This window comes from Polaromonas sp. P2_G11, assembly GCF_056403595.1.
Window position 1 is genome coordinate 151,070 of sequence record NZ_JBFUFE010000003.1, and the last position, 25,390, is coordinate 176,459.

Annotated in this window: 24 protein-coding genes and 1 tRNA gene; 5 read left to right on the forward strand and 20 right to left on the reverse strand. The window is 61.9% G+C overall.

Annotated elements, in window-relative coordinates; translation table 11 throughout:
* Positions 1-20 precede the first annotated feature (20 nt).
* The 6 genes from AC1DWQ_RS11415 to AC1DWQ_RS11440 form a co-directional block, all read right to left on the reverse strand.
* Positions 21-263 carry a hypothetical protein gene (locus AC1DWQ_RS11415; protein WP_477669752.1) on the reverse strand — a complete coding sequence of 81 codons (243 nt, stop codon included), beginning with the start codon at positions 261-263 and terminating at the stop codon, positions 21-23.
* A 397-nt stretch (positions 264-660) separates the two neighbouring features.
* Positions 661-748 (reverse strand) — tRNA-Ser (locus AC1DWQ_RS11420).
* Between the two features lie 138 nt (positions 749-886).
* Positions 887-2,230 (reverse strand): serine--tRNA ligase, encoded by a 1,344-nt coding sequence (gene serS / locus AC1DWQ_RS11425; RefSeq protein WP_477669753.1) that lies wholly within the window; start codon positions 2,228-2,230, stop codon positions 887-889.
* Positions 2,231-2,277: 47 nt separating this feature from the next.
* A complete protein-coding gene (locus tag AC1DWQ_RS11430) occupies positions 2,278-3,219 on the reverse strand; it encodes a threonine/serine dehydratase (protein ID WP_477669754.1) in 942 nt (313 codons plus the stop codon).
* A gap of 22 nt (positions 3,220-3,241) precedes the next feature.
* Positions 3,242-4,240 carry a 4-hydroxy-3-methylbut-2-enyl diphosphate reductase gene (gene ispH / locus AC1DWQ_RS11435; RefSeq protein ID WP_477669755.1) on the reverse strand — a complete coding sequence of 333 codons (999 nt, stop codon included), beginning with the start codon at positions 4,238-4,240 and terminating at the stop codon, positions 3,242-3,244.
* Positions 4,237-4,725, reverse strand: coding sequence for an FKBP-type peptidyl-prolyl cis-trans isomerase (locus AC1DWQ_RS11440; protein WP_477669756.1), 489 nt, complete (start codon positions 4,723-4,725; stop codon positions 4,237-4,239). The genes ispH and AC1DWQ_RS11440 overlap by 4 nt, the downstream gene beginning before the upstream one ends.
* A 145-nt stretch (positions 4,726-4,870) precedes the next feature.
* On the opposite strand from AC1DWQ_RS11440, the gene radC reads away from it, so the two are divergent.
* Positions 4,871-5,545, forward strand: coding sequence for a RadC family protein (gene radC / locus AC1DWQ_RS11445; RefSeq protein ID WP_477669757.1), 675 nt, complete (start codon positions 4,871-4,873; stop codon positions 5,543-5,545).
* Positions 5,546-5,560: 15 nt separating this feature from the next.
* Here the strand turns inward: radC and AC1DWQ_RS11450 are convergent, their stop codons facing one another.
* On the reverse strand, positions 5,561-9,115 hold the full coding sequence (locus AC1DWQ_RS11450) for a tetratricopeptide repeat protein (RefSeq protein ID WP_477669758.1): 3,555 nt from the start codon (positions 9,113-9,115) through the stop codon (positions 5,561-5,563).
* A gap of 178 nt (positions 9,116-9,293) precedes the next feature.
* Between AC1DWQ_RS11450 and AC1DWQ_RS11455 the strand changes: the two genes are divergently transcribed.
* Together AC1DWQ_RS11455 and AC1DWQ_RS11460 are read left to right on the forward strand one after the other, a co-directional pair.
* Positions 9,294-9,950 carry a Smr/MutS family protein gene (locus AC1DWQ_RS11455; RefSeq protein ID WP_477669759.1) on the forward strand — a complete coding sequence of 219 codons (657 nt, stop codon included), beginning with the start codon at positions 9,294-9,296 and terminating at the stop codon, positions 9,948-9,950.
* Between the two features lie 59 nt (positions 9,951-10,009).
* Positions 10,010-11,137 carry a hypothetical protein gene (locus AC1DWQ_RS11460; protein WP_477669760.1) on the forward strand — a complete coding sequence of 376 codons (1,128 nt, stop codon included), beginning with the start codon at positions 10,010-10,012 and terminating at the stop codon, positions 11,135-11,137.
* Positions 11,138-11,211: 74 nt separating this feature from the next.
* On the opposite strand, the gene AC1DWQ_RS11465 is transcribed toward AC1DWQ_RS11460, so the two are convergent.
* The 5 genes from AC1DWQ_RS11465 to AC1DWQ_RS11485 all read right to left on the reverse strand — a co-directional run bounded on the left by AC1DWQ_RS11465 (position 11,212) and on the right by AC1DWQ_RS11485 (position 14,799).
* On the reverse strand, positions 11,212-11,406 hold the full coding sequence (locus AC1DWQ_RS11465; RefSeq protein WP_477669761.1) for a hypothetical protein: 195 nt from the start codon (positions 11,404-11,406) through the stop codon (positions 11,212-11,214).
* Positions 11,407-11,442: 36 nt separating this feature from the next.
* The gene (locus AC1DWQ_RS11470; RefSeq protein ID WP_477669762.1) at positions 11,443-12,537 is read right to left on the reverse strand and encodes a patatin-like phospholipase family protein; all 1,095 of its coding nucleotides are present in this window, start codon (positions 12,535-12,537) and stop codon (positions 11,443-11,445) included.
* Between the two features lie 193 nt (positions 12,538-12,730).
* The gene (locus AC1DWQ_RS11475; RefSeq protein ID WP_477669763.1) at positions 12,731-13,399 is read right to left on the reverse strand and encodes an NAD(P)-dependent oxidoreductase; all 669 of its coding nucleotides are present in this window, start codon (positions 13,397-13,399) and stop codon (positions 12,731-12,733) included.
* A gap of 10 nt (positions 13,400-13,409) precedes the next feature.
* Entirely contained in the window at positions 13,410-13,883 is a 474-nt protein-coding gene (locus AC1DWQ_RS11480) for an AtaL-like protein (protein ID WP_477669764.1), read from the reverse strand.
* A gap of 40 nt (positions 13,884-13,923) precedes the next feature.
* Complete coding sequence (locus AC1DWQ_RS11485; RefSeq protein WP_477669765.1) at positions 13,924-14,799, reverse strand: SDR family oxidoreductase; 876 nt, start codon at positions 14,797-14,799, stop codon at positions 13,924-13,926.
* Between the two features lie 101 nt (positions 14,800-14,900).
* Here AC1DWQ_RS11485 and AC1DWQ_RS11490 point away from each other — a divergent pair, with 101 nt between their 5' ends.
* Together AC1DWQ_RS11490 and AC1DWQ_RS11495 are read left to right on the forward strand one after the other, a co-directional pair.
* Complete coding sequence (locus AC1DWQ_RS11490) at positions 14,901-15,800, forward strand: LysR family transcriptional regulator (protein ID WP_477669766.1); 900 nt, start codon at positions 14,901-14,903, stop codon at positions 15,798-15,800.
* 233 nt (positions 15,801-16,033) lie between these two features.
* Positions 16,034-16,372 (forward strand): hypothetical protein, encoded by a 339-nt coding sequence (locus AC1DWQ_RS11495; protein ID WP_477669767.1) that lies wholly within the window; start codon positions 16,034-16,036, stop codon positions 16,370-16,372.
* Between the two features lie 99 nt (positions 16,373-16,471).
* Here the strand turns inward: AC1DWQ_RS11495 and AC1DWQ_RS11500 are convergent, their stop codons facing one another.
* The 8 genes from AC1DWQ_RS11500 to fdh3B all read right to left on the reverse strand — a co-directional run bounded on the left by AC1DWQ_RS11500 (position 16,472) and on the right by fdh3B (position 25,292).
* Positions 16,472-16,903 (reverse strand): group II truncated hemoglobin, encoded by a 432-nt coding sequence (locus tag AC1DWQ_RS11500; protein ID WP_477666112.1) that lies wholly within the window; start codon positions 16,901-16,903, stop codon positions 16,472-16,474.
* A gap of 721 nt (positions 16,904-17,624) precedes the next feature.
* On the reverse strand, positions 17,625-20,186 hold the full coding sequence (locus AC1DWQ_RS11505) for an ABC transporter permease (RefSeq protein ID WP_477669768.1): 2,562 nt from the start codon (positions 20,184-20,186) through the stop codon (positions 17,625-17,627).
* A gap of 69 nt (positions 20,187-20,255) precedes the next feature.
* Entirely contained in the window at positions 20,256-21,827 is a 1,572-nt protein-coding gene (locus AC1DWQ_RS11510) for a C13 family peptidase (RefSeq protein ID WP_477669769.1), read from the reverse strand.
* Between the two features lie 23 nt (positions 21,828-21,850).
* A complete protein-coding gene (locus tag AC1DWQ_RS11515) occupies positions 21,851-22,756 on the reverse strand; it encodes a formate dehydrogenase accessory sulfurtransferase FdhD (protein ID WP_477669770.1) in 906 nt (301 codons plus the stop codon).
* 77 nt (positions 22,757-22,833) lie between these two features.
* Complete coding sequence (locus AC1DWQ_RS11520) at positions 22,834-23,220, reverse strand: hypothetical protein (RefSeq protein WP_457279595.1); 387 nt, start codon at positions 23,218-23,220, stop codon at positions 22,834-22,836.
* Between the two features lie 28 nt (positions 23,221-23,248).
* Positions 23,249-24,427 carry a formate dehydrogenase subunit gamma gene (locus AC1DWQ_RS11525; RefSeq protein WP_477669771.1) on the reverse strand — a complete coding sequence of 393 codons (1,179 nt, stop codon included), beginning with the start codon at positions 24,425-24,427 and terminating at the stop codon, positions 23,249-23,251.
* Between the two features lie 14 nt (positions 24,428-24,441).
* Positions 24,442-24,675, reverse strand: a complete 234-nt coding sequence (locus AC1DWQ_RS11530) for a hypothetical protein (protein WP_477669772.1) — start codon at positions 24,673-24,675, stop codon at positions 24,442-24,444.
* The gene (gene fdh3B, locus AC1DWQ_RS11535; protein ID WP_477648455.1) at positions 24,672-25,292 is read right to left on the reverse strand and encodes a formate dehydrogenase FDH3 subunit beta; all 621 of its coding nucleotides are present in this window, start codon (positions 25,290-25,292) and stop codon (positions 24,672-24,674) included. The genes AC1DWQ_RS11530 and fdh3B overlap by 4 nt, the downstream gene beginning before the upstream one ends.
* Between the last annotated feature and the right edge of the window lie 98 nt (positions 25,293-25,390).

Genomic DNA, 25,390 nt, shown 5'->3' on the forward strand with positions numbered 1-25,390 from the left:
AGCCCCGTGGCCTAGCCGACCTACTTGCTTATGTTGGGATATCCCTTGCCACCTTTTCCGTCATAAATATGTATCTCCGTCTTTGAGGGTGGAGGTACTTTCTTTGCCGCTTCCGCTGCCCTTTGAGCTGCGACCGCCTGGTCGTTGGCCGCTTTGGCTTTTGCCGCCTTTGCCCAGGCGTCCTCCTGGGCCTCTTTGGTCGTCATTTGGGCATGCGCCAAGGAGACGGTCAAAACCAGAATCATGGTCAGCGCGGTTTTCATGTGGCCTCTTTGGTGTAGTAGAACTTGTAAGAAGCACGTTACATGAGGGAATCAGACTTCACCTCCTCTAAGTGGGGGAGGCAATGCCGCGAAACCGTGGCCCGTCATACAGCCCATGTAGCCCATCCGGTACAAAGCGCCCAGAATGGCGTTGTTACTCACCGGCTTCTCTGGGTCCTGCTCACCGGGCCAGGCCGCGTAACGCCTATATGTCGCCAATACCACTTGAGCCGGCTTGGAAAGCTGCAGGATATGCGGCGTTCGTACCTTCATGCACGCAGCCAGAATGCACCACTCTGTCAAAGACCAATCTGGACGACCAGAAACAAAAAAGCCCCGATTTACGGGGCTTTCAGGGCATTTCTCAGATCAATCTGGATTTCTCTGGATGCAATTTTGGCGGAGAGGGTGGGATTCGAACCCACGGTACCTTGCGGTACGCCTGATTTCGAGTCAGGTACATTCGGCCACTCTGCCACCTCTCCAGTGTGGACTGGCGATTCTAGCAGGCTTGAAAAGGGCCCCCACGGTCGCTCACTTCGTGTAGCTTCCTGCCCCCCCGAGGGGGCCGCCCGCCTGCGGCCTGGCAAAGCCAGTTCCGCGGCTCGGACTGTGCTGAAGATTTATTTCCCCGCCGCCGGGGCCAGCACCTTGATGCCGCCCATGTACGGTTGCAGCACTTCCGGCACGGTGACGCTGCCGTCGGCGAGCTGGTAATTTTCCAACACGGCGACCAGGGTGCGGCCTACGGCCAGGCCGGAGCCATTGAGGGTGTGCACAAACTCGTTCTTGCCTTGCGCGTTCTTGAAGCGGGCCTGCAGGCGGCGGGCCTGGAAGGCTTCGCAGTTGGAGACCGAGCTGATTTCGCGGTAGGTGTTTTGCGCGGGCAGCCACACTTCCAGGTCGTAGGTCTTGGCGGCGCCGAAGCCCATGTCGCCGGTGCACAGCAGCATGACGCGGTACGGCAGGCCGAGCTTTTGCAAAATGGCTTCGGCGTGGCCCGTCATGGCTTCCAGCGCTTCGTAGCTTTTGTCGGGGTGCGTGATCTGCACCATCTCGACCTTGTCGAACTGATGCTGGCGGATCATGCCTCGGGTGTCGCGGCCGTAGCTGCCGGCTTCTGAGCGAAAGCACGGCGTATGGGCGGTGTACTGAAGCGGCAAGTCAGCCTCGGCGACGATTTCATCGCGCACGAAGTTGGTCAGCGGCACCTCCGACGTGGGGATCAGGTACAGCGCAGTGCTTTCGGCTTCGGCTGCACCCTCTTGCCCGCCCTTTTTGGCGGCAAACAAATCTTCTTCAAACTTGGGCAACTGGCCGGTGCCGCGCAGTGAATCGCCATTGACGATGTAGGGCGTGTAGCACTCGGTGTAACCGTGCTCGGCGGTTTGCACATCAAGCATGAACTGCGCAAGCGCGCGATGCAGGCGCGCCAGCGGGCCTTTCATCACGGTAAAACGCGAACCGGTCAGCTTGGTGCCGAGTTCAAAGTCCAGCCCCAAAGGCTGGCCCACGTCGACGTGGTCTTTCACTTCGAAGGAGAACGCGGCCGGCTCGCCGCCCAGGCCTTCGATCGGGCTCCATTTGCGTACTTCGACATTGCCGGCTTCGCCCGCGCCTTGAGGCACGCTTTCATGCGGCAGGTTGGGCACAGCCAGCAGCAGGGTTTGCATGTCGGTCTGGATCTGATCCAGCCGCGCAGCGGAAGATTCGAGTTCGGCCTTGGAAGCGCTCACCTGCGCCATGATGGCGCTGGCGTCTTCGCCCTTGGACTTGAGCTGACCGATCTGCTTGGACAGCGTGTTGCGCTGGTTCTGCAGCTCTTCGGTGCGGATCTGCAGGGCCTTGCGTTCGGCCTCCAGCGCCTGGAAGGCTTCCACATTGAGGAAGGCTTGCGGGGTTTTACGGGTTTCCAGCCGGGCAATAGCCGAAGGCAGGTCTTTGCGAAGCAGGTTGATATCTAGCATGGGGCCATTGTATTTTGTAGGGCTGCGGTGGACAGGGCCCGTTCAGCTCAGTTCAGGCTGGCCGGGTCCAGGTTGGCACCGCAGATGATGAGGCAGACTTTTTCGTCGGCGCGCGGACGGTAGCGGCCGCTTTGCAGCGCGGCCAGCGGCAGGGCCGCCGCGGGCTCCACCGCCAGTTTCAATTCTTTCCAGAGCCATAGCTGCGCGGCGCGTATCGATTCGTCAGTCAACAGCAATGCATCGCGCACATGTGCCTGGGTGGCGTCCCAGGCCAGGCTGCCGATGCGTTTGGCACCCAGTGAGTCGGCGGCGATACCGCTGACGGCCACGTCCACCGGCTCACCAGCCTCGCGGGCTTTGTACAAGGTGGGCGCCAGCTCAGGCTCCAGCGCCACCACACGGCTGCGCTGCTCAAACCAGCTGGCCACGCCGCCAATCAGGCCGCCGCCGCCCACGCTGACGAGCACGGAATCAGGCACGCCACCCTGCTGCTCAATCTCTGCCGCCATGGTGCCGGCGCCGGCCAGCACTTCTGGCTGGTCATAAGCGTGTGTCAGCAGCGCGCCGGTTTCCTGCTGGCGCGCCAGGCAGGCTTTCAGCGCGTCGGAGTACGCCGCTCCCGTCACCACCACATCGGCACCCAGCGCGGCCAGCTTGGCGCGTTTGGCGGGCGTCGACACTTCAGGCACAAAGACTTCGCAGCGCACACCCAGCTCGCGGGCCGCGGCGGCTGTGGCAATGCCCGCGTTGCCGCCGGAAGCCACGATCACTCCGCTGGCCGGGATGGGATTGGACAGCAGGCGGTTGAGCATGCCGCGCGCCTTGAAGCTGCCGCCGGTTTGCAGGTGTTCGAGCTTGAGCCAGACCTCAGCGCATTCCACGCCCAGCGCCTTGCCAGGCAGCTTCCACAGCGGTGTTTTATGAATAAAGTGGCTGTAGCCCGCTTCGAACGTGCGCAAGCAGCTCTCAATTTGATAGCGATTAGTCATATTGGAAAAAAGAAAAATCAGGTCAGAGCTGATGCAGCTGGCTGTCATTGACTTCCAGCATCTGGCCCTGCGCATCGAGCTTCAGGCCCTTGGGCAGCGGGAACTTGATGGTTTCCTCAATGCCTTCCATCTTGCGCACCGACACGGCGCCCAGCGCCTTGATGCGGTCGATCACCTGCTTGACGAGGATTTCCGGCGCCGAAGCACCGGCCGTCAGGCCGACCCGGCCCTTGCCCTCAAACCAAGACTCCTTTAACTCGCTGGCGTCGTCCACCATGTAGGCCTCGGTGCCCAGCTTGGCGGCCAGCTCGCGCAGGCGGTTGCTGTTGGAGCTGGTCGGGCTGCCGACCACGATGAGGATGTCAACCTGTGGGCTCAACACCTTGACAGCGTCCTGCCGGTTCTGCGTGGCGTAGCAAATATCCTGGTGTTTGGGTTCGCGCACCTGCGGAAAGCGCGCCTTCACGGCTGCGCTGATCTCGGCCGCGTCGTCCACGCTCAGCGTGGTCTGCGTGACGACTGCCAGGCGTTCGGTCTGGGCCGGGCTGATGCGCCAGACGTCGGCCACGTCTTCCACCAGGTGGATGCCGCTGTCGAGTTGGCCCATGGTGCCTTCGACCTCGGGGTGGCCCTTGTGGCCGATCATGATGAACTCGTAGCCTTCTTTGTGCAGCTTGGCCACTTCCACATGCACCTTGGTCACCAGTGGGCAGGTCGCGTCGAAAATCTGGAAGCCGCGGCGCTCGGCCTCTTTCTGGATGGCCTGGCTCACGCCGTGCGCGCTGAACACCAGCGTAGCGCCCGGGGGCACGTCATCGAGCTCTTCAATAAAGATCGCGCCTTTTTGCTTGAGGTCGTTGACGACATAGGTGTTGTGCACGATCTCGTGGCGCACGTAAATCGGCCTGCCGAATTTGGTCAGGGCACGCTCGACGATTTCGATGGCGCGGTCCACACCTGCGCAAAAACCGCGCGGCTCAGCGAGCAGGATTTCCTGAGGAAGCACTTTGGATTCAGTCATAGAACGCCTATTACTTGCACTTCAAACACCACTGGCTGGCCTGCCAGCGGGTGGTTGAAATCAAACTGCACCGCGTCGCCGCCCTCTTTGACCTGCTGAACCGCGCCCGCGTATTGCCCCGCGCCATCCGGCGTGGGGAACTGCACCACATCGCCCACCTTGTACTGTTCATCCGGGTCGCCCAGCTCGTTGAGCAGCTTGCGCGCCACCCACTGCACCAGCTCCGGATTGCGGTCGCCAAAGGCAACGCCTGCGGGCAACTCAAACGTTGTGCGCGTGCCTTCGGGCAGGCCGATCAGCCGCTGCTCAATGGCCGGCGAGAGCTCGCCCGTGCCCAGACTCAGGGTGGCGGGCTTGCCGTCAAAGGTGTTGATGATGTCCGCGCCCGGTTTGCCGTCCACGGAGGGCCCGGCCATGCGGTAATGCAAGGTCAGGAACGAGCCTTGCTGGACGAGGGTAGTGTCGGGGGATTCCACGGTGGACATAAGACTTTCTGCGGCCGGGCTGGCGCCGGGCAAGTGTTTGTAAACTGCCTCTATTGTAGAAAGTACGGCTTGACCGGGCCAAATCAGGCTTAATCCGGTTTTTTAGCCTCACCGGCACCGGCTTTCCTCCCAACACAGACTATCCATGCTCCTGAAAGACCTCCCAGAAGACGCCCGCCCCCGCGAAAAACTGCTGGCCCGCGGCCCCGGCGCGCTCAGCGATGCCGAGCTGCTGGCCCTGCTGCTGCGCACCGGCCTGCCCGGCAAGAATGCGCTGCAGATGGGGCAGGAACTGGTCGACACCTTTGGCGGTGTTGCCGGGCTGCTGCACACCGGCCCCGAAGCGCTGAAAAGCGTCAAAGGCCTGGGCCCGGCCAAACGCGCCGAGCTGGTGGCAGTGCTGGAGCTTGCCCGGCGGGCGCTTGCCGAAAAGCTCCGTGAAAAGACCCTGTTCGACACGCCGCAGGCGGTACGCGACTATTTGCAGCTGCAGCTGGGAAGCCGGCCGCACGAGATTTTTGCGGTGCTGTTTCTCGACAGCCAGCACCGGCTGATCGTGCTCGAAGAACTGTTTCGCGGAACGCTGACGCAAACGTCCGTCTACCCGCGCGAAGTGGTGGTGCGCGCCCTGGCGCTCAACGCCGCCAGCGTGGTGCTGGCCCACAACCACCCCAGCGGCACCGCCAAACCTTCGCGCGCCGACGAGGCGCTGACGCAAACGCTGAAGTCAGCGCTCGCGCTGGTCGACGTGCGCGTGCTGGACCATTTTGTGGTGACCAGCGCACAGGCAGTGTCGATGGCCGAGTTGGGCTTGCTGTAGAAGTCGAAACGCTTTCTAGATCGCCTCTTTTTTAACAATTTCCGGATTGATGGAGAGAAAGGGGTTGGACTTCCCGAATGCCTTCACAGCGGCATCGATTTCGGGTTGCCTAAACGCGGACAGGCCCTCCGATTTAGGGTCGAGGTAAAACAGCATCGCCAAGGCCCGCCTGCGCTCGGCAGGGTTCCTGGTCAACCTGGCTTCCAGTGCATAAGCCCAGGATTGCCAGGGTTCGAACTTCTGGCTTTTCTGGGCCCACTCCAGCGCCAAGGCCCTGATCTTGCTGCTGCCGGTCATTTCCGCCACCAGTTCGGAGATCTCTCCAAAGGTGTACTGCGTCAGCAAGGCCCTTTTCTCAGTGTGCGGACGCAGGTGCCGCGCGCGTTGAAGAAATTGCAACGCTTCCTCGTTTTTGCCGGATGCTGCGGCAAGAATCGCCATGGTCAGCTGGTAGTCAAAGTCCTGTCTGGAGACCTCGGTGCCGCTTACCATCTTCTCAATAGTTGAGGTGTCTCCCGCCTTGACAGCCGCATAAGCGTAGTAAGGCAAATAGCAGGTCAACGTTGAATTGACCTGGTAATCGGTCAGGTCGTAAAACTTTGCAGACTCGGAGAAAATTGCCTTCGCACCGGCAAAGTCCTTGAGTTTGATGGCCCGGTAAGCCTCCACAAAATACGCGTGCATGGATTTCACGCGCTCTTTCACTGGCGCTTTCAGCAGGATCGAATGCCCTTCATAAACCGGCTGGGGGTATTCGGGTAATTTCCATCGCGGCAAATCCAGTGCGTCTACTGCCTGAGACAAGCCGCTGGAAGGCGTGCGGTCCGTGGTTGCAAAGCGCACAAGGTGAATGGCTGCGGCGATCTTGTCCTCTGTTGTGCCCCCGAATTTCCCCTGTTGCGCCCAACTCACGACCTCCGCTTCAGGCTGTCCGGAAATGTGATGCCCGACCAGCGCGGACTCCCAAATGTGAGGAGCGCGGCTTTGTTTCGCCAGCATTTCAAAGCCGGCCCAGGCCTCTTTGGAATGGCCGCTTGCATGAAGAAGCCCCAGATAGTCCCGGTAAGCATACGACTCCTGGTAACGTTGCGCACGCCGCAAGGTGCCGGCCATCGCGCCCTGAATATCGCCGGCAAGAAGCTTCAGACGCGCATCGCTCGTGATTTCACCGGACGACCCCGACCTCTGAGACGCGGCGATTTGATAAAACGGCCTGGCAAGGTCGAAATAACCCGCCCAGTAAAAATACGACCCGGCCTCATAAGCAAGGTTCGCGGTGGCAACCCGGCCGTCTTCGGACCCCTTCCTGAAGCCCTCGTAAGAATGGAACATCTTGGCGGCGGCCTTGACGTCACCCGCCGCGAACAGCATCCATGCCACATCGCTATAGGAAGTCCACCGCGTGGGTGCCAGCTTGAGGTTGTCGCGATAGTAAGCCTGCGCTTTCCCGGTGTCTCCCTGCCTCGTAGCCTCGGCGCCGAGGATGCTATTGAGTTCCGGGGAGCCCACAAAACGCCCGGCGATTGACGCCAAAAGATCGGTGTCCCGCCCCTGGTCGGGGAAAAACTGACGGTATAGCCCGTGCAGCTGCGAGAAGGTTCCGATTTCCGAAGTGGCATTCTTCAAAGCGGCAATTTCGTTTTCAACATGCGTCTGCAAGTTGCCGCCGTCTGCCCAGGTCCAGTAATAAGGACGGAACGGAACATCGGCATAGTAAAGATTGTCGTAGTGTCCATAGTACTGACCGCCGTCAGCATTGAAATGATTCAGGGCCCTTACTGCGACGAGCGACTGGCCTTGCTCCCAGTAGGCTGCGTCGAACGCGTTTTGGTGCGCGGCCTTGAGCAATTGCTCTTTTTCGGCTCCGGCGGACTTTGCAGCGAGCCTTGCCTCCACTCTTGAGCGCTCATACGTGTAGTACGGGTAACCCTTGTAGGTTGCGTCAATAGTGTTCGCAAAAACCAAGGCCTGATTCGGAATGCCCTGGACGTCGGACAGGAAATTGATGCGGCTCATCAGGTTGTCATGGCCAATAGCCTGGAGCAAGTCCAGATAGTCAAACGGGCCCGGCTTGCCAGGTGTGAGCCCACAGCACAAAATGGCCGTGTTGGCCTCGATGAACTTGCGGCCGTGATGAAACACCGACAGATTCACCATGGCCTGAACCTTGTCGGGGTCGGCAAGGGGCAATGCCGCGCGTGCCATGTCCGCCATCGCGTAACCTTTGACCGGCAGTTCATAGTCAAGAAGCATTTTCAGGGAAGCATTATCGTTCTGAACCCACGGGTCTGTTTCTACAAAAACCCGCGTCACGATGAACGGCCATATGGTTCCGGGCAGCTTCAACGCCGCCACTTCGGCGACTGCCTTTTTGGTTGTCATCGTGCCGTAGGCTGTAGCAATCCTGTTCTCATCGATCTTTTGCAACAGGCGTTTTAAGGGATTCTTTTCAAGCGCCGCCATTGCACGCACTTCCAGGATATTTCCGTTCAGCGCGCCAAGCAGTTCTTTTTCCTCGACAGTTTGCGCGTCGCCCAGTGCCTTGATGGCAGCCATACGCAAACCCAATGCCATGTAGGTCCGCGCCCGAAGCGCCCGGTAGTCTGGCGACTGCGGTGACAAGTCCAAAAGCGCCAGATACGCCTTTTCGGCAAATATCTCTTTCGTTCTTTCGACGGTTGTGGGCGCCAGTGCGCTGTACAGCAGAAAAGCATATGCATCCTGCGCCGGGTTGCCGGCCGGTGCCACCAAGCCGAGCGGAGATGACGGCAGCGCTTCCAGCTCCAGCCGGCTGGCTGTCTTTTCGTCAAGCGGCGACGGGGGATAGGCGCCTACGGACTTGAGGATTTCCGGCAACACGGACTCATAGGCCTCGATGGCCGGGACTTCATCGCCAAATGGAATATTCTCAAATTTCTTCGTCTGAACAGGGCCGGTCCAGGCAGCGCCATTGCGCGTGGCGCCTGCGTGGTCCTGGGTCAGGATGGCGATCGCCATTTTTCCTTTCCGGTCATGCCCCGCGTAGCCCCGGACAATGCGTTTTGCACCAATGGCGTCGGCAAGTTTGTAGATTTCTTCCTGCTTGAGCTGGCGCTGTCCCTCACCAAGCGCTTTTGCCACCAGGTAAGGGTCAGGAATTTTCACTTTCTGTGATTTGGCGACGCCTGCGGCGAGCTCCGCTGTCATGATGGACCGGCTTGCCCTGTCGACAGCCCAGCCCCCAACCTGGAACGGCACAACGAGCACATCAAACTTTCCGCCCGACAGCAGCTGGCTGTAGAAGAGCTTTTCCTTGCCCTGCCAATCGGAAGCCTGCGGTGAATAGCGCTGCGGCAGGAACCGGGCCATTGCAATATCCGCAGACCACGGATTCATCTCGATCCTGTTGAACATGTCCACTCGAGCCTTTTCCGGAGAGGCTTCCCATCGAGCCTTTTCCGGAGAGGCTTCCCATTTCGCCCTCGCCTCTTTCTCGGCGACCGCGATGCGAAATTCCTGGATCTTGTTGACAGCCAATACACCCATGCAGAGCAACAGGACTCCGCAAAGCACGGCGGTGGACCGTTTCATTTTTTCTCTCCCTCAATTCAAAATCCGGATCTGGCAGAACGCGCGTCGATGACCTGATATCGCTCAGCAAGTTAGCGGAACATCGTAACGTAGCCATCGCCAGATCCGCCGCTGAATGACCCGACGCGTGGTTTATCTACATCGGTGAGTACTGAAGCACTACGATAAAGTAAGCATCATGAAAGCGCCCGCACTCAAAAGCCTGCAGGACCTCAAGGCCGTCAAGCGGGACATTGAAGCCCGCGCGAAGCTTGAAAAAGAACAGGAAGCCGCGCGCGTGGCAGCAGCCGCCAGGGCCAAGGCCGAGAAAGAACTCTTCTCGCGCGCGGTCGGCCCCGTCAAGGCCCTGCCGGCCAAACACCTGCCGGGCCACAAGGCGGCGTTGCCGGCGACGCAAGCAGCACCCATCCCCGTACAGCAGCAGCGCGATGAACTCGCGGTGATGCGTGAAGCCATCTCGGACGAGTTCGACGTGGAAACGCTGCTGGACACCGATGAAGCACTGAGCTTCAGGCGGCCCGGCATGGGGCCTGACGTGGTGCGCAAGCTGCGCCGCGGCGGCTGGAGCATCCAGGGCCAGCTGGACCTGCATGGCCTGCGCCGCGAGGATGCGCGTGAAGCGCTGGCTCACTTCATCAAGGATGCGCACAAGGTGGGCTGGCGCTGCGTGCGCGTGGTGCATGGCAAAGGCCTGGGATCGCCGGGCAAGACACCGGTGCTCAAGGGCAAGGTGCAGAGCTGGCTGATCCAGAAGCAGGAGGTGCTGGCCTTTGTGCAAGCGCGGCCCGCCGAAGGCGGCGCCGGGGCGCTGGTGGTGTTGTTGGCACAGGGCTAAGGCATGGCGTCGAACACATGGAAAGACTAAAAATGCTTCGGTTAAGAATTTGCATCACCTTGAGCTTGCTTGTGTCCTTTCACATGGGGGCGTTGGCAGCTCCCGCTGACGAGGTATGCGCCGGGCTTTCCGGCTTGGTTAACGCCAAGGCTGCGGGCCGCTTCGTCGACCCTGCCCGGCCGCTGACGAAGGCTGAGACCGCCGCCCTTGACGAGGCAAAACTGGAAATTCTTGGCTTTAATGACTATTCGCAGGGAAGCCAAATTGTTGATGCTGATAACGACGGCGTTGATGATCTCCTTGTCTGGAATATTCAAGGCTCGGGGCGGTTTACCTATGCCGAGGTCTACGACATCAACATGGCGGCCAGTCGACCGTCAGACAAGCTGCGGCTGAAAGCGAACCTGGGCAATATTGGCACCTTGAGCGACCCGCGTTTTGTCAAATACGCAGGCGTGAATTACCTGATCACTGACGATGGTGACCTGGAAAGCCTTGCGGTCCATCGCCTGGAGAAATCCACTTCAGACGGCCATAACTTGCGGACGGCCTGCCGCGCAACGGTTCGTCTGGACCCGATCACCAAATGCCGCCACCCTGCCTGCAAGGCCTTGGCGGGCGACATCGCCAACCCCAGCACGAACGCCCCGTTTGTTCAGGTTGAATGGCCGCACAAATACTTCTTCCCGGCAGGCCTTTCCGTTTTCTTTGGACCCAACGGCGAAGCGAGCGATTTTGACAACACCGGGCTGCCGGCGCGTATCTGGAAATTCGGCCGGGAAGGCTACGCGAACCAGCACATCTACTGGAGCCTGCTGGGGCTGGGAGAAGAAGCGCCTGTTGTCCCGGCCGCGCAAAGAGCCGCGTTTGACGACAGGAAAAACCCCCAAGTGCTTCAAGGGCAGCAGCACGACCGCTTAAGGCGCGCGCTGGCGCAGCAAAGCCAGATGCTGGGCGAGCAACTCAATAAAAACTTATCGCTGCCAGGCGCGGGCCAGTTCTTTTTGCTCCATGCCAACGACAGGACCTACTGGGTCTGGGATTTCGGCGGACCGCCCTACGGTGAAGAAATGCATATCACCTACACAAGAGGACTCAAGTCGGACTACATCGGCGCGGTGGGAATCAGGCGAACCTTGGGTTTGGCCCCCTGCGCATCCCAATGCTCCAGGATCGCCGAGAAATAGTGCTGACGCTGCTCGCACAGGACGGAGGCGCGGGAATTCACATCAGTTGCTATTAATTTAGTAGCTGCTTGCGCTCATCCTGATTGGGCTACAGGCCTATTTAATGCCTGAAATTGGCCCAAAATACCCCCAGCGTGAGCCGTTTTTTTTCCTGGGACGCGCAAAAAAACCAATTTGATGCTGCAAAGATCCATTTTTTTACGCAAAAAAATGCCTGTAGCCCAATAAGGGATGGCGCCAGCAGCTATATTTTTAATAGCAAGTTGCACATCGAAATTCGCCCCGAAAGCAGCCGCCAAATCGATTTAAAGCCCGAACCCCGCTCGCCCGGCAGCGGCGCATTCATAACCGTGCCTGAACACAAGCTCGTACATCGGCAGCGGCACTTTCTTCAGTGAGGTCGGGTAGGCAGCGGCCGCCCTGACGCTGTTTGCGTCCAGCCATTCGCCGGCCGGGCAGTCGGCGCCGGCGCGTTGGGCGACCTCTTGGGCGGTGGCGCCTATGCGCAGGTAAGCTGCGCGGCCGGGCTGGCGCGCAGCGTAGGCCATGAGCCCCCTGGCGCGCAGCGCGCGGACCTGGTCGGACATGATGTCGGCCACGTGCTTGAGACGAAAGATGCTAAGGGGGCCCATCGCAAAACCCACCGGCAAGGGCGCGCCTGCGTCAGACGCGATGATCACGCCGTCGATTTTCGGCTTGGGGCCAAAGCCGGCGTCAAGAAACGGCTCCAGCCCGAGGTTGTCGTACACACCCCCGTCGTAGAGGTGGATGCGGGCAAAGCGGTCTTCGGCCGGCCGGGCGTCTTCGCCGGAGGCAAACATCGGCAGGTTCCAGTCAAAGCTGTCGGTCGGCAGGACATAAGGGCCGATCAAGCCCGGAAAAGCCGCCGACACGGCCATCGCGTCACGCAGCGGCAGCTGCTTCAGGCGCGTGGAGCCCAGCATCCAGTCGCGCAGCGCGTCGCCTTCAATGCTGGCGCGTTTGCCGGTTTCGGCCGTGGTGGCGTTGACCAGCCAGACGGGTGTCGCCGGAACATCCTCCATCAGCGCATCGACACCCCAGGCGCTGCCGATGGCCGATGCCAGCACGTTGGCACGCGACAGCGCAAAGCGCCAGTTGCGCGGGTGCAGCATGGCGCGCATGGCGGCGTTCTGCAGGTCTGTGGTGGTCAGCAGTGTTTTCACGCGCGGCAGCAGCACCTCCAGGCATTCGTTGCTGCCGGGCCAGCGCATCCCATTGAGCTGCAGCAAGAGGCCCACCAGCAGGCTGCCGCCCGAAACAGTAGACACCTTGCTGACCCGCTCCAGCGCCTGGTGTTCCGCCAGGAAGCTCAGCACGCCGCAGTGAAACACCATGGCGCGCGTGCCGCCGCCCGAAAGGGCCAGGTACACCGGCTTCATGCCGCAGCCTTGCAGCGCACATATAGAGGAAGCGGGCGATGCGCAGTGATCGCTGTGGAGAAGCCGTGTTGCATGTTATTTGCCGTGGATGGGTAGCAGGCCCGATTCTCCTATGCTTGCCGACTCGAGTCCTGCGGCGAGTCCGGGCCGGCCGCTGGTGCCAGCGTTTGCAGTCGTTACCCCAGAGCCGAAGTCACCAAGATATCAGAGGGGACCGGTGCAGCCAGGCATCCGCCTGCACCTGATCCAGGACGAAGTCCGCGACGTCCTGTCTCGCAATGGTTCCTCCGTGAAAACCGGACAAGTCCGTCAAGGCGCGGATCTTGCGCCGCGCTGGCTTGTCGTTCAGCACGGAAGGGCGCACCAGAACCCAGTCCAGCCCGCTGGCGCGGACGGCAGCCTCCTGCCGGTTCTTGTCGGCGTAGACCTTGCGCAACAGCACGGGATGGATCAGCCGGTCGAACAGGAACCCGCCATGGCCGGCGCTGTCGCCTGCGCCCATGCCCGTGATGCACACAAGGCGCGAGACCTTCTCCGCTTTCATGGCGCTCACGAGTGCCCGTGTGGCCGAGGAGAGCACAGTCACCTCGCGCAGCGGGCTGACCGGTGTGCCCAGGGCGCTCACGACGGCATCCCGGCCTCGCAGGGCCTCACGCAGCGCACTTTCGTCGAGGGCATCTCCGATGATGATCTCGGCGCCCTCCAGGCCGCTTGCCTTCCCCGGGGAGCGCACGAGCGCGCGAACGTCGAACCCCCGTGCAAGCGCTTGCCTGACGATCAGCCGGCCCGTGCCGCCGGTGGCGCCAAGAACCAGAATCTTCGGGCGAGCCGGCGAGATGCCGTCAGTGTTCAATGTGTTCATGGTCTGGCCTTTAAAGTTCGCCCTGCGCGAGCAGTTCCCGGGTGCGTTTGAGCGTCGAGACGAGTGCGCTTTTGTAGCCTTGCTCGCCGTCCATCCAGGCTTGCTCGGCCCGCTCTTCCGGGCCGCCCGGCGTCTTGCCGCGAAGGCCGAGATAACCGTAGAAGCGCAGCTGGAGCTCTCCGGATTCGTCTTCGAACAACTCGTTGACGACCGCGCCTTCGCGCGGGCCGGTGGCCTGGAAGAAGGTCACCTTGCTCTCGGGCTCGAACGCGATGATCTCGCGCAGGTCGGCGCCGGCGATGGTGGCTTCGCGCACGATATGCGTCGCGCTTTCCTCGACGACTTCGCAGCGCGTGCATAGCGCTGGCGGCAGGAAGCGGCGCGCGTCACGCGCCTTGAGAACCAGGCCGGCCCATGCCTGGGCGCGTGTGAGCCTCACCTCGCCCGCTGGATTGACGGGCACTGTAGCGGTCGAATACATCATGATGAGTTCCTTTTTTGGTGGATTGCTGTACGTGTAGTTCTTATGCCGATGCCGACGCGGCGATCTCGGTAGCGAACTCGCGGTAGGACCGCAGCGGGCGACCGAGCAGCGTCGTCAGGCGCTTGACGTCACCCGATTCGGGAACCATTCCCACCGTGAGGAAACGCTCACTCATGAGGCGCATGTCGTACGCCATCCACGGCGGCATAAAATTCAGCAGGTTCTTCTCAAAGCCAGCGGTGTCGTCTCCGCCATAGGTGATTGGGCGGTCCAGCACGGCCGACCAGATGGCGGCGACATCGTCGCCTGTCAGCGTGTCGGGGCCGACGAGGTTGATGCGCTCCAGCGGCAGCGGCTTCGAAGCCTGCTCGCGGCGCAGCAGTTCGATGGCCGCGATCTCGCCGATGTCGCGCGCGTCGATCATGGCCAGGCCCTTGCTGCCGATGGGCATGGGATAGACGCCGTAACCGGTGACCACGTCCCTGATGGTGAGATCGTTGTTCATGAAATAGGCGGGACGCAGGATGGTGGCGGCAAAACCCATCTCTTCGAGCATCCGCTCGACACCGAATTTGCCCGCGAAATGGGGAACGTTCAGGTAGCGGTCGCTGTGGATCACGGAGAGATAGACGACGCGCTCGACGCCGGCTTCACGCGCCAGATTGAGCGTGAGCAGGGCCTGGGTGAACTCGTCGGGAACCACGGCGTTGAGCAGGAACAGGGTGGACACGCCTGTGAACGCGCTCCGCAGGGCTGGTACGTCGAGCAGGTCGCCTGGAACGACTTCGACGCCGGCCGGGAAGTTCGCCTTTGCCGGGTCACGGACCAGTGCGCGTACTTTGGCGCCACGCTGGACGAGCTGCTGGGTAACCTGGCGGCCGACGTTGCCAGTTGCGCCAGTAATGAGGATGGTCATGAAATTACTCCGTTGTGTGTTGAAGGAGCCTCAATCTTGATCGATCCACCCAGTATCCGATAGACGTTATATTTAGACACTTCGTCTCACTGGTGGAACATATGGACTTACTTGCCCTTGCAGACTTCAACCTCGTGGCCCGGTATGGGGGCTTTGGGCGGGCCGCCCGCGAATCAGGGCGCCCCAAGGCGACCCTGTCACGGCGGGTGGCCGACCTGGAGAGCGGCCTCAACCTGCGTCTCTTCGAGCGGGGAGCGCGGATCCTCAAGCTCACCGAGGAGGGACGCTCGCTGTACGAAAAGACCTCTGTTTTGCTGGCCGAACTCGACGAGACGGTCGCCACGATTACCTCTGGCGGTGAGACGCCGCGAGGCACATTGAGGGTGAGTGCGCCACTGCTCTTCTCGCAAGCCGCCATGGGCAAGCTCGCCGCCCGGTTCGCGCTGAAGCACCGCGAGGTCCGGCTTGAGGTCATCCCCGAAGACCGTGCAGTCGATATGGTGGAAGAGGGGTACGACCTGGTGATCCGCGTCAACCCCGACCCGGACGAAAACCTGGTGGGGCGGATCTTCCTGAGAGATCGCCTGGTGGTGGTGGCAAGCCCCCAACTCAGCCCACCCACAGGCAAGGCGCCTGTTCCGGTCGTGATGCGGGCAGGCGGGGCAGGAAACCCGAATGAACCCTGGGAAATGACGGGACCAGGCGGTGAACAACGGTTTGCGGTGGACCCCGTCCTGCGCCTGTCATCGCTGTTCATGGTCCGTGATGCAGTCCGGGCAAATGTCGGGGCGGCGCGCATTCCCCTTTCGCTGATCTCCCACGATCTCACAGCCGGAACCCTGGTCCATTGGGGTGACGTGAAGGGGCCGGAGATTGCCCTCTGGGCGCTCTATCCATCACGCCGCCTGCTGAGCGCCCGCGTATCCGCTTTCCTGGACTGCCTGAAGGAAGCCTTTCCCAACGGGTCACCGGAGGAATTGGCGGACTACATCGGGAGATGAGGTCTGCACAAACGCCCGACTCTCTCGATGCGGAGACGAGCCCGACACCGCTCTCGAGCCTGACGATCCGGAGCGAGCCGCCATGGATGTGAACGAATGCTCATTTCCGTTGGCCTCAGACCACTGGCCTGTGGAATAAACCGCCGACCCCTCCTTTAGTTGCCAGGGGCATCCGCGCAATGCGTCACATCTCGTTAGAGTCGCCTTACTAAAAACAAAGAGGAGTTGTCTGGATGAATGCGCTGCACAGGAAAAAACTTGGCATTGAAGATGGCCACCGGATCGTCCAGAGAGACATCAAGGTGGAAGCCAGTGAAACCCACGTGACGTCGGTGTACTGGTATGACGAAATTGACGGGCAGGGAGATTTTGTGCGCGGCCATGTGCTCAGGGAAACCAACTTCATCCAGAAAGACAGGCAACCCGAACCCGCCAAGGCAGCAGAAGCCCCGCGCAATCGCGGTGAGGATCACCCGGATGATTTGTCGGCCAACTCGCTACGGGCACACATCCGTGAGCGCATGTGGCTTCACAACGTGCTGCCTCACGGCCGGCGCCGATACGCCATCTAGCGAGTATCAATACCGGCCGCAGCCCTTTGCAGTCGGGCGCGAACAGCTATATTTTTGATAGCATTCAGTGACCCGGCATTGCACCGGGGCGCTGCATCATCACTCGCCCCTGTTTCGCATCCAGTCGGCCGTCTGGAAAAACGACGCATTGAGCCGCGTGCGCAGCGCTTCATCAACACCGGTTTCACGCATGGCCTGGTCCATGCACGCCAGCCACTGGTCACGCTCGGCAATGCCGATCGAGCCGCCGCCGGTTTGCTGCGGCATGTGGCGCATGCGCAGGCGCGGATGGCCGAAGCGGTCGGTGTAGTACTGCGGCCCGCCCAGCCAGCCGCATAAAAACCAGAAGAGGCGCTGGCGGGCGTTGTCCAGGGTGCTGCCGTGCGCGGCGCGCAGGGCTGTGTAGCCGGGCTCCAGGTCCATCAGGTCGTAGAAGCGCTCGACCAATGCCTTGACGCGCTCTTCGCCGCCTATCCAGGCGTAGGGAGTTTCGAAGGGAGGGTTTCCTGGGGGCTTTTCTTCTATCTGCATTTTGGGATTATCGAATGTTGGGGTTTGGGGTTGGTTGAGAGGGGCTTTTTTGGGTTGCTGCTGATTCGATGGGGTGTGGTCGTTGATGAGTTCTGCTGGCCGGGGGTTGCCCGGCATGCAAGTAACTTTCTTTTGCTTCGCCAAAAGAAAGTCACCAAAGAAAAGGCGACCCTGGTTCCTGCGTCCCTACGCTTCGCTGCGGGCAACCTGCGGTGCTCGGTCCAGCCGGGGTCAAAAACAACTCGCTTCGCTCAAACAAGTTTTTGCCCTGGTCCGTCTGGACCTCCGCTCCTCGGCGCATCCACAAGGGCCAATCGGGAACGGGGACCGAATACCAAAGACAAATACCAACCAAGACTCGCCAGGGCGAGTCCTGGTTTCTTCTGGTATTCCGGGTTCTGTCTTCGGCTGTTGGGTATTTCTTCTCCCCACCCCTTCTGTCTGCGCCGAGGAGCGCAGGGTCAGGCGGATCAGGGATCGCGATTGTCTGAGCCGAAGGCGAGTTCGAGCGAGACCCCGCCTGAACCGAGCACCGCAGGTTGCCCGTAGCGAAGCGTAGGGTCGCAGACAGCAGGGTCGCCTTTTCTTTTGCTTACTTTTCTTTTGGCGAAGCAAAAGAAAAGTGAGTAGCTGCCGGGCTACCCCCGGCCAGCAACCCTCAGCAAAAAACACGTCCTGAAAATCAACCCAGCCTCAGCAAAGAGGGGAATTGGAAGAGCCGTTATTGCGCCTTCCGCAAAGTCTCCACCACTGGCGTATTCAAAACCGACCTCAACCCCCACCACCCCGCCGCCAGTGCCAGCAAAGCCCCCGCCAGGCTGCCCACCAAAGGCACCGTCCACGAACCAGTCCAGCTGAAGTCAAACACAAAGCGAGCCAAACCCCAGCCCACCGCCAGCGCAACGATGGAAGCCAGAAAGCCAGCCAGCAAACCAACGCCCGCCAATTCAGCCCGCTGCACCTGCCGCAGCAGCGAAGCACGCGCACCCACGGCCCGCATGATGGCGAATTCACGGGCGCGCTCTTCACGCGTGGCAGTGATGGCGGCGAAGAGCACGACCAGGCCCGCGGCCAGCGTGAAGCCGAACAAAAATTCCACCGCGCGTATCACCTGGTCGAGCACGCGCTGCACCTGCGCCAGGGTGCTGCTCATGTCGACATTGGTAATGTTGGGAAATGCCCTGACCAGCGTGTTGTCAAAACTCTGGGCATGCGGCTGGCCAGGCACGGCGGCTGGCGGCTCGGGTGCGCGAAAAGCGCTGATGAAGGACACAGGCACATCGGCCGGGAGCTGCGCCACCGGGTACATCACAAAGAAATTGACGCGCATGGAGCCCCAGTCGACCTTGCGCAGGCTGGTGATCTTCGCTTCACTGAGCTGGCCGCCGATGTCAAACCGCAGTGAGTCGCCTAGCTTGAGGCCCAGCGTTTTGGCCAGGCCGTCTTCCACGCTCACGGCATCTTTTTCGCCGCCTGTCCAGCGCCCGCCGGTGACCTGGTTGTGACCGGGCATGTCGGCACTGTTGGACAAATTGAATTCGCGGTCCACCAGGCGTTTGGCGCGATCGTCTTCAAAGTCGTCGGGCGTGACGGCCTTGCCGTTGACCGCCACCAGACGGCCGCGGATCATGGGGTACCAGTCGAACTTCTTCACGCCGCCATCGCGCAGCGCTTTCTGGAAAGCCTCGCCCTGCTCCGGCTGCACGTTGATGACAAAACGGTTAGGCGCATCGGGCGGCGTCGCCTTGCGCCAGCTGCTGATGAGGTCGGTGCGCAGCAGCACGAGCAGCATCAGGGCCAGCAAGCCGACCGCAAGGGCGCTGGTCTGCACCACGGCATACATGGGCCGGGCAGACAGCTGCCGCGTGGCCAGCACCAGCCAGCGCGGGGCGGTGACTTCGTTGACGCTGGCGCGCAGCAGCTTGACGGCGGCAAAACTGGCCACGGCAAACACCAGCACCGCGCCGGCAAAACCACCGACGGCAATCAGGCCCAGCTTAAGGTCGCTGCTGGCAGCGACCAGCAGGGCCGCAAAGCCGGCCACACCCACGCCCAGCACCGCCATTGACGCGGGTTTAAGGTTGCCGACGTCGCGGCGAATGACGCGCAGCGGCGGCACCTGCGCCAGCTGCAGCACCGGCGGCAGACCAAAGGCCAGCAGCAGCGTCAGGCCCATGCCCATGCCGAACACGACGGGCCACCAGGTGGCCGCCGGCAACGCGGTTTCAACCAGCCCGGCCAGCAGCAGCACAAAGGCGTAATGCACGGCGAAACCCAGCGCCACGCCAAGCGCGCTGGCCAGCATGCCGGCGACGACAAACTCAAAGGTGTAGGCCAGCGCAATGGTGCGCTGGGGCTGGCCCAGCACGCGCAGCATGGCGCAGTCGTCCAGGTGCTTGGTGGCGAAACCGCGCGCGACGATGGCCACGGCCACCGCGCTCAGCAGGGCCGCCAGCAAGGCCACCAGGTTGAGGAATTTTTCGGCGCGGTCCAGCGTCTGCCGCATCTCGGGGCTGCCCGATTCGAGCGACTCCAGCCGCACGCCGCGGATGCCGGACTCTGCACCGGGTTTCTTGATCTCGTCTGCGGCCCATTTCACATAGGCCTTGACGGCCTTGTCGTCGCCGGCCACAGCAAAGCGGTAGTTGGTGCGGCTGGCGGGCTGGATCAGGTTGGTGGCGGCCACGTCGGCCTGATTGATCATCACGCGGGGAGAAAAGCTGATGAACCCGGCGCCGCGGTCGGGCTCCTGCACGATGACGCGGGTGACCTTGAAGCTGGCGTCGCCCATCAACAGGGCTTGGCCGAGCTTGAGGCCCAGCGCGTCGAGCAGCGAAGCGTCGGCCCAGGCCGTGCCAGGAGCCGGCACCTCCCGCGTGTCTTCGCCGGGGCCGTCCAGGCTGTCGGCGATTTTCATGCTGCCGCGCAGCGGATAACCTTCCGGCACCCCCTTGAAAGCCACCAGCTTGCTGGCGCCGCCATCAGCGTCGGTGGCGCGGCCCATGGTGGGAAAGGTGACGGTGGAAATCGCCTTCAGGCCCAGCGCCTGCGCCTTGGCTATGAAGGCTTCCGGTGTGATGCCGTCACTGCGGATCACGGCGTCACCGCCCAGCAGCTGACGGGCATCGCGTTGCAGGCCGCCCTTGAGGCGATCGGCAAAAAAACCGACCGCGGTGAGCGCAGCAACCGCCAGGGTCACCGCGACGATCAGGAGGCGCAGCTCGCCGGCGCGCAGATCACGCAACAGGGTTTTCCAGCCGAGCTTGAGGAAAAGGGTGTTCATGCGCAGACCATAACGCAAAGTCCGCATCCCGGCATCATGGCCGGGATTTGCCAGGGATTTAGCGGAGGGTTATGGAGACGTTTTGAAGCCGGGTCCCGCCACCACCGGGGCTGGAGCTGGGGCCGAAACCGGAGCGCCCGGCAAGGCATCCAGCCGCTGCTCCAGCGCGCGCAGCACGGGCCCGATGCCAGTTCCCGCCCTGATCTGCGGGTTGGAAAAGCCGTCATCCTTGCCGGCGTCGATTTCGCGCTGCCTGATCACCGGAACGGCACGGGAAAAAGCCTGCTCAAAAGAATGTGTCTTGCGCAACTGCTCGTCAAACATGGCGCGGCCGAAGAAGGTGAGTTCGGACAGGCGCCCACAACCGTAAGAGGTATGGGTGGCGTCGGCCGCCGTCATGACCAGGGTGGTGTCGCTGGCCAGCGCCTCGATCCAGCCGCCGGAATAGCAGGCCGATATCGCGATGACGCGGTGGCGGATACCGGCGTTGTCGAGCGCCTCGCGCAGCTCGCCGGGACTGAGCGGCGGTACCTGCAGCGGCCAGTGGGAGGCGGCCAGCTTGAAGTCGCTGGCGCCGTGCGAAGTCATGTAGACCACCAGCACGTCGTTGTCGCGATCCATGCGCTGGGCCAGTGCGTCGATGGCGCGCTGCAAATTCAGCGTGGTGGCCCAGGGATGGGTTTGCACGGTGCTGGCATGGTTGACCAGGTGCATCACGCGGCCTTCGGCATCGAAGCGATCGGCAAGCACACGGCTGACCATGCTGCTTTCCCGCAGGAACACATCTTCCGCGGCATAAGGAGCAAACACCAGGCCGTAGACGTCGGTGATACCGCGGCGCTGCGGCTCGATGGCGGCCATCGTCTTTTCCATCAGCGCCTGCTGCTCTTCAAAAACCTGCTGGCTCAGCTGCAGGCGGGGCCGGCTGTCTTCAGTGGCCTGGCTCGCGTAGTCCACCCCCCAGGTACGCGCCTCGAATTGCCAGGCGGACACGCCTGTGGTTGCCAGCAGGACCAGCGCAAATACGGCAGTCCGCCAGGTCCATCCGGCGAAACGCACGAAGAGGAAAAGGCTCACGCCAAGCGCCCAGGCTGTCACCGCCGCATACAACGCCCAGTAAAACCAGGGAGCGGAAAACACCGCCGCCTTGATCCAGCCGTGCGCAATCGCAGCAACCACGCCCTGGGCGAGCAGCACATTGGGCAGCCCCGCTGCCAGCCACAGCGCGAAAAAGGCCGCCACACCGCGAGGCGGTTGGTCACCGGGAACCGGCTCGTCCGCTTCAGGGGCAGGCACAACTGCCGAAGCAGGAAAAGCCCACCACGCCAGGCCAACGCCCAACCCGATCGTCCACCATGTCGACAACCAGGCCTGCAGGTTAAACACCGCGGGGCCTGCAATTTCCAGCCGCATCAACGCAACTTCCATGGTTGCGGCCAGCATCACAATGCCCATCACCTGCAATGGCGTCGGCGTTTTCCCCGCCACGCGGACAGATAGGAAAAACGCAGCACGAACTCCCTCCAGTATCCAGCGCAGTGTGCTCAGCCGGCCAGAGGTATCAGGACGGCCGCAGTCCACCGGGCTCAGCAAGGGTTCCGGGATGCCAGGCGAGGTGTGTTGGACGTGGGCGTCGTGCATGGCGGCATCATGCCACGGCAGATTCAGGGCTCAGCGCCCACATTGCGAGGGCGGGGGCCAGCCAGTTCTGGCTGCAGCTTGAGCCGCTGCGGGTTGGCATAACAGACAAAACGCTTGTTGGTGGCGCGGCCAATCGCGCACAGGCCGACTGACTGCGCGACCTGATGGCCCATCTGCGTGATGCCGCTGCGCGAGACCACAATGGGCACCCCCATCTGCGCGGACTTGATGACCATTTCGCTGGTGAGGCGGCCTGTGGTGTAGAAAACTTTGTTCGCCTCATTCACCGATGGGCTGTCTTGCATGGACATCCAGCCAGCGATGGTGTCTATGGCGTTGTGGCGGCCCACGTCTTCCACGAAGAGCAGCATTTCAGGGTCGCCCGCCGTCATCGCAAACAATGCACACGCATGCACCGAGCCGGCGGATTTGTACGTCGTTTCCTTGAGTCGTATGGTGTTGACGAGGGAATACAACTGGGCCTGGGTAATACGTGCATCAGCGGGCAGCACGATGCTGTCGACTTCGTCCATCAGGCCGCCAAACACACTGCCCTGCCCGCAACCCGTGGTGACCACACGGCGCGAGGTTTTCTCTTCAATGTCTTCAATGCCGTGGTGTGTCTTGACGGCAGCCGCGCCCACGTCCCAGTCGACGGTGATGGACTCGATATCGGTCACATCCTTGACCAGCCGCTGGTTGCGCAGGTAGCCGAGCACCAGCAACTCGGGGTGAGCGCCCAATGTCATGAGCGTCACAAGCTCGCGCTTGTCGACATACACCGTGAGGGCGCGCTCGGCGGGGATGGCGACCTTGTGCGCCTCGCCATATTCATTGACGGCATCAACCTCGCAGGTCAGGGGCGCCTGGGCGTTGGTCAGCCGGGGCAGGCTTTGCGGACGTGAAAGAGGGGGTGTCGAGGCGGGCATGAGGGAAGACTACAACAAAAAAGCCGGCCCCTCGCGGGGTCGGCTTTTTGGGAAACGAAACGACTCAGCAGGATGGCTCAAGACTTCTTGGCGGGGTTTCCAACCGCATCGGGCTGCTTGGTACTGGGCGGGCTGGTAGCGTTGCCTGCGGGTGAATGCGCGCCGGCCGCTTCGATCGGCTTTGCTGCAGGCGGGGTGTAGGCGAAGGGGCCGGGGTCCGCGCAAGCAGGTGCCGGCGTCGGCGGTTTGGTCTCTTTGCCGGTGGCCTTGGCCGTTTTGTAATAGCTGGCGGCGACCTTGTCTTGCGATTTGCACAGCTGGTAGGCCTCCAGCTTGCCGGTCCAGGCGGTCTTGGCGGCCGCTTCTGCGGCCTTGGCCTTGGCTTCGTCGCTCAGGGCGGGCAGTTTGGCCAGCGACGCGGCCGATGCGGCGGCCAGCAAGCTCATGATCAGAATTTTTTTCATGGGATTCCTCACTACAACTCTTCGGGGCTTATGCCTGCGCCGTCTGGCCGGGCGGGTCAACAGGCTTGCTGCGTTGGGCCGGAATGTTCCCGGCTTTGACATCGTCATACCAGTATTCGTGGTGCTCACGGGCCCAGGTCTCATCGACGTAACCTGTACGCATGGCCTTGTAGGCGCCCTGCATGCCGATGGTGCCGAGGTAGATATGACCGAGGAACAAACACATCATGAGCACGGTGGCCACGGCGTGCACCATGTGTGCGACCTGCATCGTCGAGCGCTCATAGATCAGGCCGGGCAGCAGCTTGTCGAGCACAAAGCCCGACGACACCACCACGATGCCCAGGAAGAACACGCCGCCCCAGAAGATGAGTTTTTCGCCGGCGTTGAAACGGTTCGAAGGCGGTTCTTCGCCGCCCGTGATCAGGCCACCGCCTTTGGCCAGCCAGTGCAGATCGCCCTTTTGCGGCCAGTTGTCGCGCAGGAAGGTCAGGAACACGATCACCAGCGACACCGCGAACAGCGGGCCGGCAAAGTTGTGCATGGTCTTGAGGGTCCAGGTCAGCCAGCCGAAGAGCGCGCCACCGATCACGGGCAGCAGAAAGAATTTGCCAAACGCCATGACCAGACCTGAGATGGCCAGGATGCAGAACGCGATCGCGTTGGACCAATGCGCGGCACGCTCAAACGGCGTGAATCGTTCGATCTTGCGGCCGGTGTCGACGCCGTGGATTTTGATCGAACCCTTGCTGAAGTAAAAAATCGCGATGGCCAACAGCACGATCAGGAACAGCGAGCCCCCATAGGGAATGATCCAGTTGTTGCGCACCTGTCGCCAGGCTTCGCCGGCGTTGGTCAGGCGTGAGCCGGGGTACTGCACAAAGGGCTGAATCAGGTTGCCGGCTTCGGGCGCTTCGCTCTTGGGCAGGCTGCTGTAGCCGGTGACGCCCTCGCCCACCTGGCGCCACATGGGCGCGTTGTTGCCCGGTTGCACTTTTGCGCGTTCACCATTGGTCTGCTTGGCGTAGTTGGGGTCGGCGCTGGCCTCGGGCTTGACCTCAAAGATGTTCTGGCCCTGGATGCCGCCGGTGGCGGCGGGAGCGGTAGCAGGCGCGGCGGTGGCCGGCGGAGCCGCAGGCGCCTGCGCGCAGGCAAGTCCCGCCAGGCTGGCCGCTATGAAAAATATAGCTGTTCGCGCACGATACATAAGGCCTCCGGTCACTATTTCGAGCTACCGATCTTGTTGTACTCGTTCTGGCTGTTCTGCGCGCGGGCCTTCAGGCCTTGCTCCCAGCTGGTCTTGTCGCCGGCCTTCCAGCCTGGCGCCGCAAACTGGGTTTGCACGCCCTGGTAGGCGGCGCCGTCGCTTTTCACACCGCTGCCCAGGGTTTGCGGTTTTTCGCCGCAGGCCGACAAAGCCGACAAGGAGAGGGTCCAGACAAGAAGGCGCATCATGATTTGGCTCCTGCGGGCGGCTGACCGGCCTGTTTGGATCCGTAGGCCGTGCCCCAGCCCCAGACTTCGGCGCCCTTGCCGCGTTGCACCACACGGTTGCGGAAGATGTCGGCGACCACATCACCGTCGCCGGCGAGCAGGGCCTTGGTTGAGCACATTTCGGCGCAGGCCGGCAGCTTGCCTTCGGCCAGGCGGTTGCGGCCGTACTTTTCAAACTCGGCCTGGCTGCCGTTGACTTCAGGGCCGCCGGCGCAGAAGGTGCACTTGTCCATCTTGCCGCGCACGCCAAAGGTGCCGGCAGCCGGGAACTGCGGTGCGCCGAACGGGCAGGCGTAGGAGCAGTAGCCACAGCCAATGCAGACGTCCTTGTCATGCAGGACCACGCCTTCGTCGGTGCGGTAAAAGCAGTTGACAGGGCAGACGGCCATGCAGGGGGCGTCGCTACAGTGCATGCAGGCCACCGAGATGGATTTCTCGCCGGGAACACCGTCGTTGAGTGTGACCACGCGGCGGCGGTTCACACCCCACGGGACTTCATTTTCGTTTTTGCAGGCGGTGACGCAGCCGTTGCATTCGATGCAGCGCTCCGCATCACAAACAAATTTCATGCGTGCCATGACGTCTCCAGAGAAAACCGTTTGATCGGAAGCTTGCGCGGGGCTCTGCCCAAGCAGGGGCCGCGGAACCGGCTTTGCCGGGCCGCAGGCGCAGCGGC

Coding starts and splice junctions, on each gene's coding strand:
- AC1DWQ_RS11415 (WP_477669752.1), bottom strand. CDS start 263: ATGAAAACCGCGCTGACCATGATTCTGGTTTTGACCGTCTCCTTGGCG.
- serS (WP_477669753.1), bottom strand. CDS start 2,230: ATGCTAGATATCAACCTGCTTCGCAAAGACCTGCCTTCGGCTATTGCC.
- AC1DWQ_RS11430 (WP_477669754.1), bottom strand. CDS start 3,219: ATGACTAATCGCTATCAAATTGAGAGCTGCTTGCGCACGTTCGAAGCG.
- ispH (WP_477669755.1), bottom strand. CDS start 4,240: ATGACTGAATCCAAAGTGCTTCCTCAGGAAATCCTGCTCGCTGAGCCG.
- AC1DWQ_RS11440 (WP_477669756.1), bottom strand. CDS start 4,725: ATGTCCACCGTGGAATCCCCCGACACTACCCTCGTCCAGCAAGGCTCG.
- radC (WP_477669757.1), top strand. CDS start 4,871: ATGCTCCTGAAAGACCTCCCAGAAGACGCCCGCCCCCGCGAAAAACTG.
- AC1DWQ_RS11450 (WP_477669758.1), bottom strand. CDS start 9,115: ATGAAACGGTCCACCGCCGTGCTTTGCGGAGTCCTGTTGCTCTGCATG.
- AC1DWQ_RS11455 (WP_477669759.1), top strand. CDS start 9,294: ATGAAAGCGCCCGCACTCAAAAGCCTGCAGGACCTCAAGGCCGTCAAG.
- AC1DWQ_RS11470 (WP_477669762.1), bottom strand. CDS start 12,537: ATGAAGCCGGTGTACCTGGCCCTTTCGGGCGGCGGCACGCGCGCCATG.
- AC1DWQ_RS11475 (WP_477669763.1), bottom strand. CDS start 13,399: ATGAACACATTGAACACTGACGGCATCTCGCCGGCTCGCCCGAAGATT.
- AC1DWQ_RS11480 (WP_477669764.1), bottom strand. CDS start 13,883: ATGATGTATTCGACCGCTACAGTGCCCGTCAATCCAGCGGGCGAGGTG.
- AC1DWQ_RS11485 (WP_477669765.1), bottom strand. CDS start 14,799: ATGACCATCCTCATTACTGGCGCAACTGGCAACGTCGGCCGCCAGGTT.
- AC1DWQ_RS11490 (WP_477669766.1), top strand. CDS start 14,901: ATGGACTTACTTGCCCTTGCAGACTTCAACCTCGTGGCCCGGTATGGG.
- AC1DWQ_RS11495 (WP_477669767.1), top strand. CDS start 16,034: ATGAATGCGCTGCACAGGAAAAAACTTGGCATTGAAGATGGCCACCGG.
- AC1DWQ_RS11500 (WP_477666112.1), bottom strand. CDS start 16,903: ATGCAGATAGAAGAAAAGCCCCCAGGAAACCCTCCCTTCGAAACTCCC.
- AC1DWQ_RS11505 (WP_477669768.1), bottom strand. CDS start 20,186: ATGAACACCCTTTTCCTCAAGCTCGGCTGGAAAACCCTGTTGCGTGAT.
- AC1DWQ_RS11510 (WP_477669769.1), bottom strand. CDS start 21,827: ATGCACGACGCCCACGTCCAACACACCTCGCCTGGCATCCCGGAACCC.
- AC1DWQ_RS11515 (WP_477669770.1), bottom strand. CDS start 22,756: ATGCCCGCCTCGACACCCCCTCTTTCACGTCCGCAAAGCCTGCCCCGG.
- AC1DWQ_RS11520 (WP_457279595.1), bottom strand. CDS start 23,220: ATGAAAAAAATTCTGATCATGAGCTTGCTGGCCGCCGCATCGGCCGCG.
- AC1DWQ_RS11525 (WP_477669771.1), bottom strand. CDS start 24,427: ATGTATCGTGCGCGAACAGCTATATTTTTCATAGCGGCCAGCCTGGCG.
- AC1DWQ_RS11530 (WP_477669772.1), bottom strand. CDS start 24,675: ATGATGCGCCTTCTTGTCTGGACCCTCTCCTTGTCGGCTTTGTCGGCC.
- fdh3B (WP_477648455.1), bottom strand. CDS start 25,292: ATGGCACGCATGAAATTTGTTTGTGATGCGGAGCGCTGCATCGAATGC.